The sequence below is a fragment of the Stenotrophomonas sp. YJH_SMC_101-4 genome (assembly GCF_059370395.1).
Genome location: NZ_JCAFTP010000005.1, coordinates 342145 through 360825, shown reverse-complemented (window position 1 = coordinate 360825; position 18681 = coordinate 342145). Strand labels below are relative to the sequence as shown.

Here is an 18681-nt window from a genome sequence, read left to right as displayed (position 1 = left end):
TCCGGCTTGCAGCACCCTGCGGACGACCCAATGCAAGGATTGCCGGCTCATGGATGCAGCACGCGCGTTGCCCCGTTCCGCCCACCGTCGGCGATGGCCGATCGTTCTGGCCATCCTCCTGCTGGCGCCGCCATTGCTGTTCGCCGCCGCTCTGCTCTGGCCGCTGTCGGCACCGCCGTTGCCCGAGCCGGGCAACAGCCGCGTGATCGTTAACGCGCGGGTGGTGGACGTCGCGCGTGGCCAGGTCAGCGCCCCCACCACAGTGACAGTGCGCGACGGCACGATCACTGCCATTGGCAAAGCTCCACGGGACACCACATTGCCAGTGCTCGATGCCGGTGGCCGCTGGCTGGTGCCCGGCTTCTGGGACATGCATACCCATGCACTGCAGCTGTCACCGCAACTGCAGTTCGCACTGATGCTGGCCAATGGCATTACCGGCACCCGCGACATGATGGACTGCCCGCAGGCTACCGACCCGCTGATCGCCTGCGTGGCTGACAAGCGCCGCTGGACTGCACAGGCCATCGCAGGGCAACAGGTCGCACCACGCTTCGTGCAGATCGCCAGCTTCTATTTCGAGGATCCATCACTCTCGCCAGACGCCGCCGCCGAACGCGCACGCACCTACACTGCGCGCGGCATCGATGCACTGAAGGTCTACAACCGGCTGCGTGCGGACACCTACCAGCGGCTGGCCACCGAGGCACAGCAGCTGCGTCGCCCGCTGGTCGGCCACCTGCCCAGGGCTGTGCCTCTGGAAAGCGCATTGCAGGCGGGGCAGCGCAGCTTCGAACACGCCCATCTGTTCGTGCGGCATTGCTTCGAAAACGCAGCCGCCTGGCGTGGCGGCACCCTCGACGGCGAAGACCCGACCGCGCTGGCCGAGCGGATGGTCAGTGGATACCAGCCCGCGCTCTGCAACGAAGCATTCGGCCTGATGCAGGCCAGCGGTGCCGTGTTTGTGCCGACCCATGTCACCCGCGAAGAAGATGCACGTGCACGCGACCCCGCCTTCGTCGACGATGCGCGCCTGGCCTATCTGGACCCGCTCTCACGCTGGGCGTGGCGTGATGATCTGACGGCCACCGCCGATCGCTACCCTGGCCGGCGCGGCGAAGCTGCGCTGAAGGTGTACTTCGATCATGGGCTGGCGCTCACCGGTGCGGCGCATCGTGCCGGCGTCACCGTGCTGGTCGGCACCGATACCGGATTGGGCGGCTTCCGCTACCACGATGAGCTGCAGTGGTTGCGGCACGCCGGGCTGAGCCAAGCCGATGTACTGCGTGCCGCTACCCTGCAGGCCGCGCGTCACCTGGAACTGCAGGCGTCACATGGCAGCGTCGAGGTCGGCAAGGCGGCCGATCTGGTGCTGCTCAACGGCGACCCGCTGCAGGACACCGCAAACACCCGTCGCGTGCATGCGGTACTGCTGGCCGGCCACCTCTATGACCGCCCGCGGCTGGATGCGCTGCTGGCCTATGCGCGCGGGCAGGCACGCTCACCCGCCGTAATGGCACGCCTGCTGTGGGGCTTCATCACCAGCCCGGTCAGTGCCGAGCTGTAGCGGCAGCTACAACGCCATCCGCTCGCGCAGTTCACGCGCCTGCCGCCGCGACACTTCCACCTCACTGCCATCATCCAGCGTCAGCTCGTAACCATCGGCAATGCTGGGCGTTACGCCACGGATGCGGCGCAGGTTGACCAGGGTATTGCGGTTGGCACGGAAGAACAGATCCTGCGGCAGGCGTGCTTCCAACGCGCTCAGGCTGCGGGTCAGCAAGGCGTTCTGGTCGCGGAACCACAGCCGCGTGTAATTGCCATCCACCACCAGCCGGCGGATCTCGGAGACCGCCACGAACCAGCAGCGTTCTCCCTCGCGCACGAACACCTGGTCCTGCGCGCCCAGTGTGCTGCGCGGCTCCCGCGTTTCGCCCGCCACCACCTCGCGCTGGCGCGCCCGCTCCAGCGCCTCCAGCAAGCGTGGCGCCTCGACAGGCTTCACCAGATAATCCAGCGCATTGGCCTGGAACGCGCGCACGGCGTAGGTGTCGTAGGCGGTGACGAACACCACTGCAGGCACCGTCTCCAGGCCGTCCAGCACATCGAAACCACTGCCGGAAGGCATCTGCACGTCCAGCAGCACCAGGTCCGGCGCCAGCGTGGCGATCGCCTCGCGCGCGGCAGGCACATCGTCGGCCTCACCCACGCACTGCACCCATGGCAGCGCCGACAACAGCGTACGCAGCTCCTGCCGCGCCAGCCGCGCATCATCAACGATCAACACACGCAGCATGGCACTCATTGTGGAATCTCCAGCAGCGCCCGCATGCGGTCGCCGACCGGTTGCAGCGTGAAACGCCCCTGCGTGCCGAGCTGTGCACGCAGGTAGGCAAGGCCGACGCCATGCCCGTCGACAGGCTCGCTGGCGCTGCCCAGCGGGTTGTCTACCTGCAGTCGCAATACATCGCCGTCCAGCGTGGCCTGGATCTGTACCTCGCCACCACCGGGGCGGCTGGCAATGCCGTACTTGATCGCATTCTCCACCAGCAGCTGCAGCGCCATCGCCGGCAACTGCGCCTGCAGGGCGTCAGCATCGATGCGCCGAGCTACCTGCAGGCGCTGCTCGAAGTGGATGGCCTCGATCGCCAGATAGTCGTCCACCACCGCCAGTTCTTCGGCCAGCGTGACCTGCTCACTGCGGTTGTGCGCCAGCGCCTGGCGCAGTGTGCGCGACAGGCGGGTGACCATGTCACGCGCACGCTCGGGATCTTCCAGGATCAGCGCGCGCAGGTTGTTCAGCGCATTGAACATGAAGTGCGGGTTGAGCCGTGCGCGCAGTGCATCGCGCTCCAGTGCGCTGCGTTCGGCTTCGGCTCGCAGCCGGGCCAGTTCACTGTGGCGCGCCCGGCGCAGACCGTGCAGGCCGGCCCACAGGCCGGTCCACATCAGCAGGAACAGCGCGGTGTTCATCCAGTACACCAGCAGCGAAGACCATCGGTAATCCGCGTGGCCACCGGGCAGCTGCACCCAGCCCAGTGCCAGCGCCGGCAGCAGCAGCGCCGCCGTCATCGCCTGTGCGACGCTGGCACCGGCCACCACACCGGCGGCCAGTTTCAACACCAGGCTGCCCAGGCTCCCCTCCCACCAGCGCTGGCGCAGCGCCACCGCGCGCAGCATGCCACTGCACAGCCACAGGCAGGCGGCCACGCTGACGGTGATCAACACGATGCCGCTGAACACCACGCCGCCGCCGATCCGCATCCCCGCCCACAGCCCGTACATCGCATAACCCGCCCATGCCAGTGCATTGAGCGTCCAGAAGCGGCGGGATGAGGTAGTGGCGTCCATGCGGGCTCTCGGCGAGGACAAGGGTCAGGGGTGCGCGGCGAGGAAACGCTGCACCTGCTCCTGCAGCCAGCGCGGATCATCCCACATCAGGAAGTGGAACCCCTGTGCGCTCATCGCAATCTGCACGCCCTGAAGCTTCGCGTAATGGGCCTGGAACACCGCGCGGGTGCTGTCCTCGGTGCCGCCCATCGGCTGGTAGCCGGCCCAGCTGCCCAGCACCAGCGTCGGTGCGCTGATCGAGGCGATGCTGTCGCGCAGGTCGGTGGTCATCACCGCATGCATGGCATCGGCGGTGGTCTGGCGGTCACTGCCTTCGCCCCAGCGGCCCAGCTCGGCCTGGCGCTGCGGATCACGGGTCATGCCCGGCAGGCCCGCCTTCAACTGCGCCTGCCATTGCGGGGCGTCGGCAGCGAGCATGCCCTTGCGCAGCTGGTCGGCCATCGGCCGCACGCTGTCTGCGGTGGCCTTCGGGTCACGCGCGGCTGGCAGGAACGGCAGTGCATCGACCACCACCAGTGCGCTGACCGCCGTCGGCTGGGCCTGCGCCATCTGCAGGCCCAGCAGGCCACCCAGGCTGTGTCCGATCACCACCACCGGGCCCAGATGCTGGTCATGCAGGTAGGCCAGCAGCTGCCCACGCATCGCCGGCAGGAACTCGGCCGGGCGCGGATCAGCGGCTTCGGCGCCGGCAAAGCCGGGCAGCTGCACCAGATGGCACTGCACGTCCTTCAGCGCCAGGCAGGTCTCGCGCCAGACCTCGGCGCTGCTGTTCAAGCCGGGAATCATCAACAGCGGACGGCCCTTGCCGACCACCTCGACCTGCACCTTGCCGGTGCCTGTGGCGGCCGCCGCATGGGCCGGACCGGAGCCAAGCACGGCCATCGCCATGCCGATCATCGCCAGCCGGGCCAAGGCCTTCATTGCGTACCACAGTGCCAGGAAGATCTTCATCGTCTGCTCCTTCGTCGGGTGGGTGGTGCCGGGATGGGAACAGCGTGCCGCCGGGCCAGTGCCCCCGGTTACGATTTCGGAGCAACGGCCGGACACCTGGGCGAACGGTCGCGTGCCACGGATGGCCTGCCCTCACGCAGCCGTCAGACATCCATCTTGATGAAGCGATATACTGGCCCGCACCCGCCGCCACCGCCCGTGCCATGACTGCCATCAGCTTCGAGTTCTATCCGCCCAAGACCGACGAACAGCGCAGCCAGCTGGACCGCGCCGCGGCCAAGCTGAAGGACTACGGTCCCGAGTACGTGTCGTGTACCTTCGGCGCTGGTGGCTCGACCCTGAGCTACACCTCCGAAACCGTGCGCCATCTCAACCAGCACCACGGTTTCGATGCCGCGCCGCACCTGTCGTGCGTGGGCGGCACCCGCCAGGAAATCCGCGAGCTGCTCAAGCTGTACCGCGCCATCGGCTGCCGCCGCCTGGTCGCGCTGCGCGGCGACCTGCCGTCGGGCATGGGCTTTCCCGGCGACATGCGCTATGCCGCCGAACTGATCGACTTCATCCGCGCCGAGCACGGCGATGCGTTCCATATCGAAGTAGGCGCGTACCCAGAAACGCATCCGCAGGCCTCCGACGCACTGGCCGACCTGAAGCACTTCAAGGCCAAGATCGATGCCGGTGCCGATGCGGCGATCACCCAGTACTTCTTCAACCCGGACGCGTACTTCCATTTCGTCGACGAAGTACGGCGGCTGGGCGTGCAGGTACCGATCACCCCCGGCATCATGCCGATTGCCAACTTCAGCCAGCTGCGTCGCTTCTCCGAACAATGTGGTGCGGAGATTCCGCGTTGGATCAGCCGCAAGATGCAGGCCTATGGCGATGACGCGGAGTCAGTGCGTGCATTCGGCACTGAAGTGGTGGCCCGGCTGTGCCAGCGCCTGATCGAGGGCGGCGCACCCGGCCTGCACTTCTACACCCTGAACCTGGCCAAGCCGACCACCTCGGTGCTGAAGCTGCTGCAGGGCTGAGAGCACGACGCGCAAGCGTGATCGGCGCTACCCTGCAGGAATGATCCGGCTTTCCTTCCTGCTGTTGCTGCTGCCGCTGTGCGTGCTGTCGAGCGTCGCCCAGGCGCAGTCCACGCGCCTGAACCGCTGTACCGATGCCCAGGGCCAGAGCGTGTATACCGACCGTCCCTGCGACAGCCTGGGTGCGCAGTCGCGGCTGCCGCCGCCTGCGCCCGCCGGCAACACCCTGCAGCGCGACACCCTGGGGGCACGCTGCCCGCGGCGACTGAGCGAACTGGTGGATGCGCTGCGTACTGGCATCCTCAGCAACGATGTGAACCGGCTGTCCTCGCTGTACCTGTGGGGCGCGGTCTCTGATGCGGGTGCGCAGCGCATCCTCGGCCAACTGGAATCGTTGGCGCGGCGGCCATTGGTGGACGTGGTGCCGGTGTATCCCTCGCAGGCGCTGCCGCAATCGCAGGTTGAGGGCCAGAGCCCTGCTGCGCAGGGATCCGACTCTGTGGCCTCTGTGGCGCGGCATCCGATCGGCCTGCGCCTGGAACAGACCTTGCCCGGCAGCGTGTCGCGCGCTTCGACGGTGCTGGGGTTGCGGCGGCAGTACGGGTGTTTCTGGATCACGTTGTGATCGGGAGGGTCAGGGCCCCGCGTTGCGATGATCCGACCCTGACATCACGCCGGCCACAGCGCGCGAATGGCGGCGATGCCCTGCCCACCATGGCGACGCGCCTCACTGATGTGGCCACTGCCCATGCCACCCAGCGCGTAGATCGGCAGTGACACCTGCGCACGCAGCTCGGCGAAGGCATCCCAGCCCAGCGGCACGGCATCGGGATGGCTGGCCGTGGCCTGCACCGGACCCAGCACGGCGAAGTCGCAGCCCAACTGCTGTGCGGCCTGCAGCTGCTGCAGGTCATGGCAGGACGCGGCCACCAGCTGGCCTTCGGGCAGCGGACGCTGCGACAGCTCCAGCAGCTGTTCGCTGCCCAGATGCACGCCCACGCCCAGTGCGCGTGCCAGCTCGATATCGCGGTTGAGCAGCCACTGCACGCCGCTGCGACGATGCGCGCGCAGGGCCTGCTCGACCATCGCCTGGCGCTGCGGATGCGCCGTCGGCAAGCGCAGCTGGATGCGCTGCTGGCCCGCGGCCACCGCGCGCTGCAGCTGTTCGTGCCAATGCTGCATGCCGCCCTCATCATCGGCCGGCGCCGGGGTGATCAGGTAGCTGTCGGGCTGGCGCAGGGCGGCCACCACCGGCAGGTCTGCCGGCGGCATTGAATAGCGGCCCAGCTTGTCCGGCGCCACCCAGGTGATCGCCTGCCCTTCACGGCCGCGGGGGGTTCCCTTCCAGCTGCGCACGTGGCGCACTTCCAGGGTCAGGTGCTTGTCCGGATAGCGCTGCGGCACGTCCATCAGCCACTCGCCGACATCGGCCTCGATGCCCAGTTCCTCGCGCAGCTCGCGCACCAGGGCCTGCTCGGAGGTCTCGCCGGATTCGCGCTTGCCGCCGGGGAATTCCCACAGGCCAGCCATGTCGCGGTTCTCGGTACGGCGGTTGAGCAGCACGCGGCCACGGGCGTCGGTGATGACGGCGGCCACAACGTGGATCGATCGGGTGGGGGAAGGCATGGAGGAAGCATGCCCAGAACAGGGCGGCCCGTGCAATCTCGGATCCGGCCGGATCAGCCCTGCGAAACAGCCGCCATAAAAGAAGAACCCCGCTTTCGCGGGGCTCTTCGGGGTCAGCTCAGCTGGCCGTGGCAGTGCTTGTACTTCTTGCCACTGCCGCACGGGCATGGATCGTTGCGGCCGATCTTCGGCTCGTCGCGCTGCACCTGTGCGTTGCCCTGCTGGGCAGCCTGCACCTGCGCAGCTTCCTCGTCGGCGCTGTAGCCGCCCACGTCCTGGTGCTGGAACTGCGACTGGCTCAGGCGGGCTTCGGCCTGCTGGCGTTCGGCCGCTTCCAGCGCCTGCACTTCCTCGTCGCTGCGGATGCGCACGCGCGACAGCAGGGTCACCACTTCGCGCTTGACGTTCTCCAGCATGTCCGAGAACAGTTCGAAGGCTTCCTTCTTGTACTCCTGCTTCGGCTGCTTCTGCGCGTAACCACGCAGGTAGATGCCCTGGCGCAGGTAATCCATGCGGGCCAGGTGCTCCTTCCAGCTCTGGTCCAGCACGGTCAGCATCACGTGCTTCTCCAGCGCGCGCATGGTCTCTTCGCCCACGCCGGCTTCCTTCTCGGCGAAGTGCTGGTTGACGCGTTCCTGCACCTTGGCAGCGATGGCTTCGGCGTCCAGCTCTTCGTGCGACTTGACCAGGTCGGTCAGCGACATCTGCAGGCCGAAGTCCGACTCCAGGGTCGCTTCCAGGCCACGCAGGTCCCACTGCTCGTCGATCGAGTTCGGCGGCACGAAGCGGGCCACCACGTCGAAGATCACGTCGTCGCGGATACCGTCGACGTTGTCCTTCACCGACTCGGCGTCCAGCAGCTCGTCGCGCTGGGCGTAGATCACCTTGCGCTGGTCGTTGTTGACGTCGTCGAAGTCCAGCAGGTTCTTGCGGATGTCGAAGTTGTGGGCCTCGACCTTGCGCTGCGCCTTCTCGATCTGGCGGCTGACCAGGCGGTCTTCGATGACGTCGTCTTCCTTCATGCCCATCATGCGCATGGCCTTCTGCACCCAGTCGGAGGCGAAGATGCGCATCAGGTTGTCTTCCAGCGACAGGTAGAAGCGGGACGAACCCGGGTCACCCTGGCGGCCCGAACGGCCACGCAGCTGGTTGTCGATACGGCGCGATTCATGGCGTTCGGTACCGACGATGTGCAGGCCGCCGGCAGCCTTGACGGCCTCGTGGCGCTTCTGCCATTCGGCCTTGACCGCAGCCTTCTGCTCGTCGGTCGCGTCTTCGCCCAGCTCGTGGATCTCCGCTTCCAGCGAACCGCCCAGCACGATGTCGGTACCACGGCCGGCCATGTTGGTGGCAATGGTCACGGCTGCCGGACGGCCGGCATTGGCGACGATGGTCGCTTCGCGGTCATGCTGCTTGGCGTTTAGCACTTCGTGCTTCACGCCCGCCTTGCGCAGGTGCTCGGACAGCATTTCCGAGGTTTCGATCGAGGTGGTACCCACCAGCACCGGCTGGCCGCGCTTGGCGCACTCTTCGATGTCGGCCAGCACCGCATTGAACTTGCCCTTGCGGTTGAGGAACACCTGGTCCGGGCTGTCCTTGCGGATGGTCGGGCGGTTGGTCGGAATCACCACCACTTCCAGGCCGTAGATGCTCTGGAACTCGAAGGCTTCGGTATCGGCCGTACCGGTCATGCCGGACAGCTTCTTGTACATGCGGAACAGGTTCTGGAAGGTGATGCTCGCCAGCGTCTGGTTCTCGCGCTGGACCGGCACGCCTTCCTTCGCTTCCACCGCCTGGTGCAGGCCATCGGACCAGCGGCGGCCGGACAGGGTGCGGCCGGTGAACTCATCGACGATGACCACTTCGCCATCGCGCACGATGTAGTCCACGTCACGCTGGTAGATCGCGTGCGCGCGCAGTGCGGCGTTGAGGTGGTGGACCACGGTCAGGTTCTGCGGCGCGTACAGGCCTTCGGTCTCGCCGTCGAGGATGCCGGCCTCGACCAGCAGCTGCTCGGCGTGCTCCATGCCTGCTTCGGACAGGTGCACCTGCTTGCCCTTCTCGTCGACCCAGAAGTCGCCTTCGCCGTCTTCCACTTCCTGCTTGACCAGGTTCGGCACGACGCGGTTGACGCGGATGTACAGCTCCGGGGAATCATCGGCCGGGCCGGAGATGATCAGCGGGGTACGCGCTTCGTCGATCAGGATGGAGTCGACTTCGTCGACGATGGCGTAGTGCAGGCCGCGCTGGTAGCGGTCGGCCTTGGACAGCGCCATGTTGTCGCGCAGGTAGTCGAAACCGAATTCGTTGTTGGTGCCGTAGGTGATGTCCGAGGCGTAGGCTTCGCGCTTGTCGCTGTGCGGCATGCCCGGGTAGACCACGCCCACGCTCAGGCCCAGCCAGTTGTACAGCTTGCCCATCTGCGCGGCGTCACGGCGCGCCAGGTAGTCGTTCACGGTGACCACGTGCACGCCCTTGCCTTCCAGCGCGTTGAGGTACACCGGCAGGGTCGCCACCAGGGTCTTGCCTTCACCGGTGCGCATTTCTGCGATCTTGCCCAGGTGAAGCACCATGCCGCCGATCAGCTGCACATCGTAGTGGCGCATGCCCAGCACGCGGCGGCCGGCTTCGCGGCAGACCGCGAACGCTTCCGGCAGCACCTTGTCCAGGGCTTCACCATCGGCGATGCGCTGCTTGAACTCCGGCGTCTTGGCCTGAAGCTGCTCGTCGGAAAGCTTCTCGATCTCCGGCTCCAGCGCATTGATCTTGGCGACGATGCGGTTGAGCTGGCGCAGCTGTCGTTCGTTACGACTGCCAAATACGCGGGTAAGCAGGCTGTTGATCATTGAAGGAACCGGGTTGGATGGACACGACGCCCGGCCTCCCCCTTGGGATCCGTCCGCCGCAAACGAAACAGGGCGCCTGGCGCCCTGTCGATGGCAACACCCATTGTAGCTTGGGACGGCCGTGAGGGGTTTCAACCCTTTGCGGTCGTCCAGGCGGCCGGGACCAGGGTCCTGGCGGCCGCGCTTCGCGCTCGCGGGGCATGGCCCCGCGCTACCGCCGGGATCCGACTGCGTGCCGGTAGCGCCGGGCCATGCCCGGCGTTGGGTTCAACCGCGGCTGATGCGGCCGACCGGCGTATTGCCGCCGTCGCCAAGGAACTTGCGCGGGTTGACCACGTTGCCGTTCTCCCACACCTCGAAGTGCACGTGGGCGCCGGTCGAACGACCGGTGGAACCGGCCTTGGCCACTTCCTGCCCGGCACGGACCAGGTCGCCAACCTTCACCACCAGGCGCGAATTGTGCGCGTAGCGGGTGACGTAGCCGTTACCGTGGTCGACGTCGACCACGTTGCCGTAGCCGCCCTTGACGCCGGAGAAGCTGACCACGCCTTCGGCCACGGCCATCACCGGGTCACCGACCTTGGCGTGGAAGTCCATGCCCTTGTGGGTGGCGGCACCGCGGCCGAACGGGTCGGCACGGGTGCCGAAACCGGAGGTCACATAGCTGTTGCGGATCGGCATGCGCGAGGGCACGGCGTTCTGCTGCAGCTGGTGGTCGAACATCAGTGATTCCATCACCGACAACTGGCGGCCTGAAGCAGCGAAGCGCTGCTCCAGCACCTGTAAGTCGGCGTTGACGTCCTTGACCGGGATGTCGCTGGTCGGGCCGCCTGCGTCACCGTCACCGAGACCGGGGGTCTCGTTGAAGTCGAACTCGCCGTCTTCCAGCTTGCCCATCTGGGTCAGCCGTTCGCCGAGGGCGTTGAGGCGGGTGGCCTGGGCCTGCAGCTCGCCGAGGCGGGCCGCCAGCGCGTTGACCTGGGTCTGCGCATCGCGCTTGACCTTGGCCAACTCCGCATCCTGGCGCTCGACCTTGGCCTGCAGCCGGGAATCATTCAGCGCGCTGGCGCCAATGCCGCCAGCAAGGCCGATAATGCAGCCTACCCCGAGCACGCTGCCCAGCAGGGCGCGGGGGCGGTCCTCGAAATAGAACCGCAAACGCGCGATGGGCGACGATTTGGCCTGTCCTTCACGCGTTTTGATTACGATCTTTTTGAATGCCATCAGTGAGTTTTCATGTCTGAGCCGAAATCCAGCGTTCGCCCCGCGTCAGTGCCGAAGCCGGCGCTGGATGCGGTGATGGCGGACAAAAGCGGGAACCCGCTGCGGCGTGCCTTGTGGCTCGACGCGCTGGACCGTCAGTTGCGCCCCCAGTTACCGCCACCTCTGCGCAGCCGTTGCCGGCTGGCCAATGTGGACGGGGAACACCTCGTTTTTCTCGTCGAGTCCCCGGTCTGGCATGCCAAGTTGCGGCTTGCCGAAGCCCAGTTGCTCGACGCGGCCCGTTCCATCGGGCTGAAGGCCACCAAGGTGACCATCAAGACTGCGTCTCCCACTCCCACGCGCTCCCCAGCGCTCGACAACCGGAATGGACCCCACGCAGTTTCAGCCGCCACGCACAAAGGGCTACGCGACGCCTTGGCTTGCCTGCAGGACGTTCCTTCGAAGCCGAAGAAGCGGTCCTGATGACAACGGAGCATCCGGCTCCGCTCCCCGTCGCGCGTGTCACCACGGCGTGAAACATTTCGGGGGCCGGGTCGCATCCTAGCTGCCATCCGGGGGCCTGTCGTTAGATTGTTGTTAAAACTACGTTAAATTCAGGCTTCCGATCCAACAGGTTCACAAAACCGTGACCTCGAACCGGCCTTGATGCGCGTCAAGCATGCTGAATGCGACGACGATACCTGAAACGACAACGCCGCCCTGGAAGGCGGCGTTTTTGTCTTTCAATTCAACAACCTGCAGAAATCAGGCGTAGGCCGGAGTGGCATATTCGACCGGATCCGGCGTGGCCGGCGAGTCGAAGCTGACCCATTCCCAGGCGGTGGCATCGGCCATCAGCGCGCGCACCAGCTTGTTGTTGAGCGCGTGACCCGACTTGAAGCCCTCGTAGGCACCCAGCACCTGGCCACCGGCCAGATAAAGGTCGCCGATCGCGTCGAGGATCTTGTGGCGCACGAATTCGTCGGCGTAGCGCAGGCCGTCTTCGTTGAGCACGCGGAACTCGTCCAGCACGATGGCGTTGTCCATCGAACCGCCCAGGCCCAGGTTGCGCTCGCGCATGTATTCCAGGTCGCGCATGAAGCCGAAGGTGCGCGCGCGGGAGATTTCCTTGGTGTAGGCCAGCGTCGAGAACTCGATTTCCTGGCGCGACTGCTTGGCCGGGATCATCGGGTGGTCGAACTGGATGGTGAAGCCCAGCTTGTAGCCCTCGTACGGGCTGAAGCGGGCCACCTTGTCGCCCTCGGTCACTTCCACGGTCTTCAGCACGCGGATGAAGCGCTTGGGCGCATCCTGTTCCACGATGCCCGCCGACTGCAGCAGGAACACGAAGGGGCCGGCCGAACCGTCCATGATCGGCAGCTCGGCCGAGGACAGTTCGACGATGATGTTGTCCACACCCAGGCCGGCCAGCGCCGACATCAGGTGTTCGACGGTCTGGATCTTGGCGTCGTTGCAGGTCAGGCCGGTGCACAGGGTCACTTCGGTGACCAGCTCGGCCTTGGCCGGCACTTCCACCACCGGGTCCAGGTCCACGCGGCGGAACACGATGCCATGGTTGACCGGTGCCGGGCGCAGGGTCATATAGACCTTGTCACCGCTGTGCAGGCCAACGCCGGTGGCGCGGATCGTGTTCTTGAGGGTGCGTTGCTGGATCATGGGGGATGGACCGGAAGTGACACATTAGATTAACACGCAAGGTCCCCTACCCCGGCTGAAAGCAGGCAGGACGCACCGGCGCGCCAATGGGACGCACATGAAGCAGGGCGGCCGGGCCCATCCTGGCCCGGCGCCCGCATTTTCAGGACATGGTGGCGCAACCCGGGGAGGACAACCCCGGGCCGCCCCGCTTAGTCCGCCTGGCGGCGCAGGAACGCCGGGATGTCCAGGTAGTCGTTCGGCAGTTCCGCCGCAGCCGGTGCCGAAGCCGACGGGGCCGACGGGGCCGAAGCCGCTGCGGTATCGCTGCTGGCACGACGCAGGCCCAGGCCCATGCCACCGACGGCCTTGGACACAGCGTCGCCGCCGTTGTCGAAGTCACCGAATTCCGGCTGGCCGGTGGTGGCATTGCGGACCAGCTTGATCGGCGCACGCTCGCCCGGACGCTGGGTCTTGCTGGCCGACACGCGGTTCAGGCCGGTAGCGACCACGGTCACGCGCACTTCGTCCTGCATGTCCGGATCCAGCACGGTACCGACCACCACGGTGGCGTCTTCGGAAGCGAAGCCATCGATGGTGCGGCCGATCTCGTCGAACTCGGCCATGGTGAAGTCCGCACCGGCGGTGATGTTGACCAGGATGCCGTTGGCACCGGCCAGGTTCACATCGTCCAGCAGCGGGTTCTGGATCGCGGCTTCGGCGGCGGCCTGGGCGCGGTCATCACCACGCGCGGTGCCGGTACCCATCATCGCCAGGCCCATTTCGGACATGACGGTGCGCACGTCGGCGAAGTCGACGTTGATCAGGCCCGGACGCACGATCAGGTCGGCGATGCCCTGCACGGCGCCCTGCAGCACGTCGTTGGCGGCACGGAAGGCCTGGATCATGGTCGCGTTGCGGCCCAGCACGGTGATCAGCTTCTCGTTCGGGATGGTGATCAGCGAGTCGCAGTGCTGGCTCAGTTCCTCGATGCCCTTCAGCGCCACCTGCATGCGGCGACGGCCTTCGAACGGGAACGGCTTGGTGACCACGGCCACGGTCAGGATGCCCATTTCCTTGGCCAGCTGTGCCACCACCGGTGCCGCGCCGGTGCCGGTGCCACCGCCCATGCCGGCGGTGATGAAGACCATGTCCGCGCCCTGCAGCGCGTCCATGATGCGCTCACGGTCTTCCAGCGCGGCCTGGCGGCCGACTTCCGGATTCGCGCCTGCGCCCAGGCCCTTGGTCACGTTGGTACCCAGCTGCAGCTGCAGCTTGGCACCACAATTCTTGATGGCCTGCGAGTCGGTGTTGGCGGTGATGAATTCCACGCCATCCACCGCCGAGTTGACCATGTGCGCCACGGCATTGCCGCCGCCGCCGCCCACGCCAACCACCTTGATCACCGCATTGGGTGCCATCTTTTCGATCAGTTCAAAATGCGCCATGTCCGTGTCCTCGTTGTATCCGCTTTGGCTGGCATGGGCATTCGGGCGTCCTGCCGTCCTGCTGCATGCCAACGTTGCGGCTGTGTGGGTTGTGTGTTGCCGGTGTTGCCTTGTGATGCGGGTACTGCGGGTACTGCGACCGGGCCAGGCCCGGTATTACGGGTTCCGCGTCAGAACTCGCCGCGGAACCAGGTCTTGAGTTTCTTGAACATGCTTCCAGCGCGCCCGGTCGGCAGCGACGGCCGGCGCGGATGCTCGATCTGGCTGCCCATCAGCAGCAGGCCCACGCCGGTGGCATGCACCGGGTTGCCGACTACTTCGCCGAGGCCGGTGACGTGCTGCGGAATGCCCACGCGCACCGGCATCTGCAGCATTTCCTCGGCCAGCTCGACCACGCCTTCCATCTTCGAAGCGCCACCGGTCAGCACCATGCCGGCGCGCACCAGTTCCTCGAAGCCGGAGCGGCGCAGTTCGGCCTGCACCATCTCGAAGATCTCCTCGTAACGACCCTGCACCGCCTGCGCCAGCGAGTGGCGCGGCATGCGACGCGGCGGGCGGTCACCCACCGACGGCACCTGGATGCTCTCCTCGGCGGTGGCCAGCTGGGCCAGGGCGCAGGCGTAACGCACCTTGATCTGCTCGGCTTCCGGGGTCGGCGTGCGCAGCATGTGCGCGATGTCGTTGGTGACGTGGTCGCCGGCGATCGGCAGCGAGGCGGTGTGGCAGATCGCGCCCTGCACGAACACCGCGATGTCGGTGGTGCCGGCGCCCATGTCGACCAGCACCACGCCCAGCTCGCGCTCGTCAGCAGTCAGCACCGCCACGCTGGAGGCCAGCGAGGACAGCACCAGGTCATCCACCTGCAGGCCGCAGCGCTGCACGCACTTGCTGATGTTGGCCGCGGCCGACTGCGCGCACACCACCAGGTGCGCGTGCACCTCCAGGCGCACGCCGGTCATGCCGACCGGGTTGCGGATGCCTTCCTGCGAGTCGTCCAGCACGTACTCGCGCGGGATCGCGTGCAGGATCTTCTGGTCGGCCGGAATCGCCACCGCCTTGGCCGCATCGAGCACGCGATCCAGGTCGCCCCAGGTCACTTCCCCGTCGCGGATCGGCACGATGCCCGGCGAATTCTTGCACTGCACGTGGTTGCCGGAGATCGAGGCGTACACCGAGCGGATCTCGCAGCCGGCCATCAGCTCGGCTTCTTCCACCGCGCGCTGGATCGACTGCACGGTCGATTCGATGTCCACCACCACGCCGCGCTTCAAACCGCGCGACTCGTGCGAGCCGATGCCGATCACTTCGATCGGGTTGCCCGGCGAATACTCGCCCACCAGCGCCACCACCTTGGAGGTGCCGATGTCCAGGCCAACGATCAGCGATTTGTCACCCTTGCGATTCATGTCCTTTCCTGCGTCCTGCTGGCTGGGGTCGCCGGCGTTTTCGCCGGCGTGGCCGGGGTACCCCAGCTCAGCGTGAAACCATTGGTGTAACGGAGGTCGGCGCGCTCGATCGGCGCGTCCTGACGGTTCAGCTGCGGCAGCACCTTGACGAAGCGCTGCATGCGCGAGCGCGCGTCGTCACGGCCCACCACCACTTCGGTGCCGTTGCTCAGCACCAGCGACCAGCTGCCGCGTGCATCCATCGTCACCCGGCGCACGTCGACGCCGGCCGGTGCGAACAATGCACGCGAGTCGCTGTACAGCTTCATCACTTCTTCCGTCTGGCTGTCCGGGCCATCCAGTTCGGGCAGCGCCAGGTCGGCCAGCTTCTTCGGCGTGGGGAACAACTTGCCCTGCTCGGAAACCAGGCGGTCGCTGCCCCAGCGCGCGAACGGCTTGTGCTCGACCAGGGTCACTTCCAGCACGTCCGGCCACTGCTTGCGCACCTGCGCGCTTTCCACCCACGGCAGTTGTTCCAGCGCGTCCTGCGCGTCCTGCAGCTTGACCGCGAAGAAGCCGGCGCGCGCGTACGGCAGCAGCACCTGCTGCAGCTGTTCGGCCGGCACCCGCTTGAACTCACCATGCACGCGCAGCTTCGCCAGCGGCCAGCGCTCGGCGCCGACCCAGCCATTGACCACGGCCACCACCGGCAGTGCAACCACCGACAGCGCCAACAGCCAGACGAAGATGCGCAGCACCGCGTTCATGCGTGCGAGGCCTCCAGGGTCTGTTCCAGCACGCGCCACACCAGCTCTTCGAAGCTGATGCCGGCCTGGCCTGCGGCCTTGGGCACCAGCGAATGGCTGGTCATGCCCGGCGCGGTGTTCACTTCCAGCAGGAAGAAGCGGCCGCTGATGCGATCGCGCATCACGTCCACGCGCCCCCAGCCACGGCAACCGGCGGCACGGAATGCGGCCAGCGCGATGCGCCGGATTTCTTCTTCGTCGTCACCGTCCAGGCCCGGGCACAGATACTGGGTGTCTTCGGCGATGTACTTGGCGTTGTAGTCGTACCACTGGCCCTTGGGCACGATGCGGATCGACGGCAGCGCGACGTCGCCAAGGATGGCCACGGTCAGCTCATCGCCGACCACCATCTGCTCCATCAGCAGCTGGCCGTCGTAGCGCGCGGCCAGCGCCACGGCCTCATCCAGGCCCGCATCATCGGTCACCCGGCTGATGCCCACGCTGGAACCTTCGTTGGCCGGCTTCACCACCACCGGCAGGCCCAGTTCGGCGGCATTGGCGTGCACGTCCTCGGCAGTGACCTTGCGGTACTGCGGGGTCGGCAGGCCCAGCGACAGCCACACCTGCTTGGTGCGGATCTTGTCCATGCTCAGCGCCGAACCCAGCACGTCCGAGCCGGTGTACGGCACGCCGAAGGCGTCCATCAAGCCCTGCACGATGCCGTCCTCACCACCACCGTTGTGGCCATGCAGGATGTTGAACACGCGATCGATGCCACCGGCGGCCAGCGCCTTGGCCAGCGCAGGGATGCCGTCCACGGCAAACGCATCGACGCCGCGTGACTGCAGGGCTTCGAGCACGTTGCGGCCCGAGTCCAGCGATACCTCGCGTTCGCTGGAGCTACCGCCCAGCAGCACGGCGACGCGGCCGAAGCGGGCCGGGTCGGTCACGTGCAGCGGCGGGAAGGTCAGCGTGCTCACGCCTCGCCCTCCCCCTTGAAGCCTTCCACCGCGATGTGGGTGGCCACGGCGCCGATGTCGCCCGCCCCCATCATCAGCAGCAGGTCACCGTCCTGCAGTACGTCCGGCAGCACGCTGGCCAGTTCGGCGGCCTTGCCCACCACCACCGGCTCGCTGCGGCCGCGCGCACGGATGGCACGGGCCAGCGCGTGCGAGTCGGCACCGGCAATCGGCTCTTCACCGGCCGGGTAGACCTCGCTCAGCACCAGCGCGTCGACGCTGGACAGCACCGCGGCGAACTTGTCGAACTGGTCGCGGGTACGGCTGTAGCGGTGCGGCTGGAAGGCCACCACCAGGCGCTTGTCGGCCCAGCCACCGCGGGCGGCAGCGAACACGGCTTCCAGCTCGCTCGGGTGATGACCGTAGTCGTCGATGATGCGGACCTTGGCACCGCTGGCGGTGGTCACCTCGCCCAGGTCGTTGAAGCGACGGCCGACACCGGCAAAGGCTTCCAGCGCGCGTGCGATGGCATCCGGGGCCACGCCCAGCTGCCAGCCCACCGCGGCGGCGGCCAGCGCGTTGAGTACGTTGTGCCTGCCCGGCAGCGCCAGCACCACTTCCTGGCTGGTGCCCTGCGGCAGGCGCAGGGTGAAGCGCATGCGCGAGCCTTCCTGCACCACGTTCTCGGCGCGCACGTCAGCCTGCGGGCTCATGCCGTAGCTCATCACGTGGCGCGGGGTCTTGGCGGCCAGTGCAGCCACTTCCGGGTCGTCGATGCACAGCACCGCCAGGCCGTAGAACGGCAGGCGCTGCAGGAACTCGGCGAACGCCGCCTGCACGCGGGCAAAATCGTTGCCGTAGTTCTCCAGATGATCCGCATCGATGTTGGTGATGATCGACATCAGCGGGTTCAGGCGCAGGAAGCTGCCATCGCTTTCGTCGGCCTCGGCCACCAACCACTGCCCACTGCCCAGCTTGGCGTTGGCACCGGCAGCCAGCAGCTGACCACCGATCACGAAGGTCGGGTCCAGGCCACCTTCGCTCAGCACCGCAGCGGTGAGGCTGGTGGTGGTGGTCTTGCCATGGGTACCGGCCACGGCGATGCCACGGCGGAAGCGCATCAGCTCGGCCAGCATCGCTGCGCGCGGCATGATCGGAATGCGCTGGCTGCGCGCTTCCATCAGTTCCGGGTTGTCTTCGCGGATGGCGCTGGAGACCACCACGCAGTCGGTGCCCAGCACGTTGGCCGCGGAGTGGCCGCGCATGATGCGCGCACCCAGGCTGGCCAGGCGGCGGGTCGCCACGTTGTCGGCGTTGTCCGAACCGGACACTTCATAGCCCAGCGTCAGCATCACTTCGGCGATACCGCTCATGCCGGTGCCGCCGATGCCGACGAAATGCACGCGCGGGAATGCGCGCACCAGGTCGTTGGTGTCGTGCAGGCGACGGATCATGCGCGGCCTCGCGCAGGGCAGGCGC

General features: G+C 66.9%; 15 protein-coding genes and 1 pseudogene. 4 read left to right on the top strand and 12 right to left on the bottom strand.

What is annotated here, in order from left to right:
- Positions 1–49: 49 nt before the first annotated feature.
- On the top strand, positions 50–1567 hold the full coding sequence (locus tag AC5P8D_RS18095; protein WP_495203554.1) for an amidohydrolase family protein: 1518 nt from the start codon (positions 50–52) through the stop codon (positions 1565–1567).
- 6 nt (positions 1568–1573) lie between these two features.
- On the opposite strand, the gene AC5P8D_RS18090 is transcribed toward AC5P8D_RS18095, so the two are convergent.
- Genes AC5P8D_RS18090 through AC5P8D_RS18080 form a run of 3 tightly spaced genes read right to left on the bottom strand, consistent with a single transcriptional unit; the run spans position 1574 to position 4302 of the window.
- Positions 1574–2305 carry a LytR/AlgR family response regulator transcription factor gene (locus AC5P8D_RS18090; RefSeq protein WP_478417812.1) on the bottom strand — a complete coding sequence of 244 codons (732 nt, stop codon included), beginning with the start codon at positions 2303–2305 and terminating at the stop codon, positions 1574–1576.
- On the bottom strand, positions 2302–3351 hold the full coding sequence (locus AC5P8D_RS18085; RefSeq protein WP_049411276.1) for a histidine kinase: 1050 nt from the start codon (positions 3349–3351) through the stop codon (positions 2302–2304). Before AC5P8D_RS18085 ends, AC5P8D_RS18090 begins: the two co-directional genes overlap by 4 nt.
- A 24-nt stretch (positions 3352–3375) precedes the next feature.
- Entirely contained in the window at positions 3376–4302 is a 927-nt protein-coding gene (locus tag AC5P8D_RS18080) for an alpha/beta fold hydrolase (protein WP_049411274.1), read from the bottom strand.
- Positions 4303–4505: 203 nt separating this feature from the next.
- Between AC5P8D_RS18080 and metF the strand changes: the two genes are divergently transcribed.
- Complete coding sequence (gene metF / locus AC5P8D_RS18075; RefSeq protein WP_004143823.1) at positions 4506–5333, top strand: methylenetetrahydrofolate reductase [NAD(P)H]; 828 nt, start codon at positions 4506–4508, stop codon at positions 5331–5333.
- 40 nt (positions 5334–5373) lie between these two features.
- The gene (locus AC5P8D_RS18070; protein ID WP_197617849.1) at positions 5374–5958 is read left to right on the top strand and encodes a DUF4124 domain-containing protein; all 585 of its coding nucleotides are present in this window, start codon (positions 5374–5376) and stop codon (positions 5956–5958) included.
- A gap of 44 nt (positions 5959–6002) precedes the next feature.
- Here the strand turns inward: AC5P8D_RS18070 and AC5P8D_RS18065 are convergent, their stop codons facing one another.
- The 3 genes from AC5P8D_RS18065 to AC5P8D_RS18055 form a co-directional block, all read right to left on the bottom strand.
- On the bottom strand, positions 6003–6959 hold the full coding sequence (locus AC5P8D_RS18065; RefSeq protein ID WP_010481915.1) for a Nudix family hydrolase: 957 nt from the start codon (positions 6957–6959) through the stop codon (positions 6003–6005).
- A gap of 113 nt (positions 6960–7072) precedes the next feature.
- The gene (secA, locus tag AC5P8D_RS18060) at positions 7073–9805 is read right to left on the bottom strand and encodes a preprotein translocase subunit SecA (RefSeq protein WP_010481917.1); all 2733 of its coding nucleotides are present in this window, start codon (positions 9803–9805) and stop codon (positions 7073–7075) included.
- A 267-nt stretch (positions 9806–10072) separates the two neighbouring features.
- A complete protein-coding gene (locus tag AC5P8D_RS18055) occupies positions 10073–11029 on the bottom strand; it encodes a M23 family metallopeptidase (RefSeq protein ID WP_043397967.1) in 957 nt (318 codons plus the stop codon).
- Between the two features lie 12 nt (positions 11030–11041).
- Here AC5P8D_RS18055 and AC5P8D_RS18050 point away from each other — a divergent pair, with 12 nt between their 5' ends.
- The gene (locus AC5P8D_RS18050; RefSeq protein ID WP_029379786.1) at positions 11042–11491 is read left to right on the top strand and encodes a DciA family protein; all 450 of its coding nucleotides are present in this window, start codon (positions 11042–11044) and stop codon (positions 11489–11491) included.
- Positions 11492–11773: 282 nt separating this feature from the next.
- Here AC5P8D_RS18050 and lpxC read toward each other — a convergent pair whose 3' ends face one another.
- From lpxC to murC, 6 genes and pseudogenes are all read right to left on the bottom strand, one after another.
- The gene (lpxC, locus tag AC5P8D_RS18045; protein WP_005408085.1) at positions 11774–12685 is read right to left on the bottom strand and encodes a UDP-3-O-acyl-N-acetylglucosamine deacetylase; all 912 of its coding nucleotides are present in this window, start codon (positions 12683–12685) and stop codon (positions 11774–11776) included.
- Between the two features lie 191 nt (positions 12686–12876).
- Positions 12877–14112, bottom strand: a complete 1236-nt coding sequence (gene ftsZ / locus AC5P8D_RS18040) for a cell division protein FtsZ (RefSeq protein WP_010481920.1) — start codon at positions 14110–14112, stop codon at positions 12877–12879.
- Positions 14113–14282: 170 nt separating this feature from the next.
- The gene (gene ftsA, locus AC5P8D_RS18035; protein WP_005408083.1) at positions 14283–15518 is read right to left on the bottom strand and encodes a cell division protein FtsA; all 1236 of its coding nucleotides are present in this window, start codon (positions 15516–15518) and stop codon (positions 14283–14285) included.
- A 68-nt stretch (positions 15519–15586) separates the two neighbouring features.
- Positions 15587–16264 (bottom strand): annotated as a pseudogene (locus tag AC5P8D_RS18030) (cell division protein FtsQ/DivIB); the annotation flags it as partial.
- Complete coding sequence (locus AC5P8D_RS18025) at positions 16261–17223, bottom strand: D-alanine--D-alanine ligase (protein ID WP_495203553.1); 963 nt, start codon at positions 17221–17223, stop codon at positions 16261–16263. The gene AC5P8D_RS18025 and the pseudogene AC5P8D_RS18030, both read right to left, overlap by 4 nt.
- The gene (murC, locus tag AC5P8D_RS18020; RefSeq protein WP_099560100.1) at positions 17220–18656 is read right to left on the bottom strand and encodes a UDP-N-acetylmuramate--L-alanine ligase; all 1437 of its coding nucleotides are present in this window, start codon (positions 18654–18656) and stop codon (positions 17220–17222) included. The genes AC5P8D_RS18025 and murC overlap by 4 nt, the downstream gene beginning before the upstream one ends.
- Positions 18657–18681: the final 25 nt, after the last annotated feature.